Origin of the sequence: Rhodococcus sp. (in: high G+C Gram-positive bacteria), assembly GCF_049286785.1 — a bacterium.
GTDB lineage: Bacteria > Actinomycetota > Actinomycetes > Mycobacteriales > Mycobacteriaceae > Rhodococcus_F.
The window spans coordinates 1-2,052 of the sequence record NZ_JBAQEO010000933.1 but is presented as its reverse complement, the minus strand read 5'-3'; the positions used below and the strand labels follow the sequence as shown (position 1 = coordinate 2,052).

Sequence of the window (2,052 nt, the reverse complement as noted above, 5' to 3'; positions counted from 1 at the left end):
ACCGCCGGGACCGAGCCTGCCCTTGATGTCGGTCGAGGTGATCGTCTTGAGTCGCCATCCCTGCTGGGCATGCTCGTTGAGCACTTTTTCGAGCTTGTCGCCGGACATTTTGCCGCCGAGCATCTTCTCGCGGACCTCGACGACCTTGTACGAGTACGGCATTACCTTCACTCCCCTTCGGGTTCATTAATTACAACGTGTTTATCGCAAACCTGGCCTTCGTACCTCTTTATTTGCAACGTATATATTTTGCCCGTTTTGCGGTGGGTGCAACGCTGCAAAAAGTGCTTCGAGCTGTTGTTTCAGCGGGGTCCGGGTTTGAGTTTGCCTTCTCGCTGCGGGAAGGGCTCGCCGTTGTTGTATTCCTGGCGAAGCTCGTTGACGAGCTTGAACACGGCGAGGTCGATCAGGCTGGTGAAGGTGCGTGGAGCTGTGGGGTTGCCTTTGAGGTATTCGACTGCGTTGAGGGCGTCCTCGAGGATCGGGGTGGTGAAGGTGACCGACCTGGTGGTGGTGTCGCGGTTGCTGCCGGTGCCTTTGGGTCGCCCCATTTTCTTCTTGGGCGCTTCGGTGGCCTCCGTTGCCGGGTTGTGCTCGGGCTCTGTCGACTCGACGGTCTGGGCGGCTTCGGCAGCTTCGGCTGCTTCGCGTGCTTCGACGGGGATAGCGGGGTGGTTGGACCGGCGCCGGTTGCTGAGGTTGGTGGCGCGGGGTTCGGGTCGTGCGGACATCGGTTAGCTCGCCTTTCGGACGTTGTCGAGGATGTTGCGCAGGTGCTCGACGTAGGTGCGGTGCAGGTTGGAGGCCTTGGGGGTGTTCCACTCGTCGAGTCCGCGGCCGGCTTCGGTGGCTTCGGCGATCCAGGTGGCGCGGTGGATCGGGGGGTCGAGGACGGGTGCGTCGAGGCTTTCGCGCAGGTCGTTGCACCAGCGGTCCATGCGGTTGGTGCGCTGGTAGCCGTTGATGATGGCGCCGGCGATCACGAGCTGGGGGTTGGTGTACTCCTGGACGATCTCGATGGTGTCGAGGAGTCGGTCGAGGCCGTCGAGCGCGAATTGGCCTGGCTCGGTGACGATGACGACTGCGTGTGCGGCGGTGAACGCGTTGATGGGGAGCTGGTCGAGCGAGGGTGGGCAGTCGATGAGGATGAGGTCGTATTTGTCCGCTACCTCGGCGAGGGCGCGTTTGAGGCGGCTCTCGCGGCCGGCTTTCATGGTGACGAGAGTCTGTGCGGCATCGGCGAGGTCATCACTGCCGGCGGGAACGACGTCGACTCCAGGCCATTCGCCGGCCACGGTGGCGTCGGCGATGGTGGCGTTCTTGGTCTTGTCGAGCACGGTGGCGAGGGACTGGTCGAGGCTGCCTTGGTATTCGGGTGCGAGTGACTTGGTGGCGTTGCCCTGGGGGTCGGTGTCGACGACGAGTACCCGCAGGCCCAGTTCGGTGACGGCGGCGCGGGTGAGGTTGATGACGGACGTGGTCTTTCCGACGCCACCCTTTTGGTTGGCGATTGCAAGGATCGTTGCGGCCATTGCGGGTCCTTTCGTTGATGTGAAATATACTTATTTCGGACTGGATTAACAAGCGTGCAGCGCTTAGATAGGTGATTTTTCGGTGTTTAACAGGTTGGATTTAATGGTGCGATGAGGCCTGAGTTGAAGGGGTTCTGGCGCGCTCGTGTGCAGTGTTGCTGTGTTGTTTGCGTGGTGCAAAGAGGAGGCGCGGCGTGGCGGGAACGGATCCCGGTTGCAGGCGGTCCGGATCGGAGTTGCGGTGGTGCGTGCGAGCCCGAAGGGTCGTTCTCCGGGCTCGATGCCCGGAGGACGACCATCGCGCCACCGTCGTACGGGGCCCAACCCGGGTCCTACGTGTCCGGGGGGTCGTTGGCATCGGTCTACCCGCCGGCGGGGATCGGGGATCGGGTCGGACATCTTGCCTTTAGGTTAATCATAATGTGTTTAAGTAGAATATCTGTTTATTTATCATTGGTTTATCTGTATTGAATGTCGCATTTCGCCTGGTTGAGCTTTGCGCCAGCGAAAGTAGCGGCGG

Annotated in this window: 3 protein-coding genes; all 3 read right to left on the bottom strand. The window is 61.2% G+C overall.

All coding sequences use genetic code 11. The annotated features are described in order from the left end of the window. Positions 1-162, bottom strand: a 162-nt coding sequence (locus tag WAW17_RS33905; protein WP_422337203.1) for a DUF4177 domain-containing protein, incomplete at its 3' end; no start/stop codon positions are given. 140 nt (positions 163-302) lie between these two features. After that, complete coding sequence (locus WAW17_RS33900; RefSeq protein WP_422337202.1) at positions 303-731, bottom strand: hypothetical protein; 429 nt, start codon at positions 729-731, stop codon at positions 303-305. 3 nt (positions 732-734) lie between these two features. Further along, positions 735-1,532: a ParA family protein gene (locus WAW17_RS33895; RefSeq protein ID WP_422337201.1), complete on the bottom strand. Its 798-nt coding sequence runs from the start codon at positions 1,530-1,532 to the stop codon at positions 735-737. Between the last annotated feature and the right edge of the window lie 520 nt (positions 1,533-2,052).

What these genes read in the sequence shown, in the direction of transcription:
- WAW17_RS33900 (WP_422337202.1), bottom strand. Translation starts at nt 731, where the DNA reads ATGTCCGCACGACCCGAACCCCGCGCCACCAACCTCAGCAACCGGCGC.
- WAW17_RS33895 (WP_422337201.1), bottom strand. Translation starts at nt 1,532, where the DNA reads ATGGCCGCAACGATCCTTGCAATCGCCAACCAAAAGGGTGGCGTCGGA.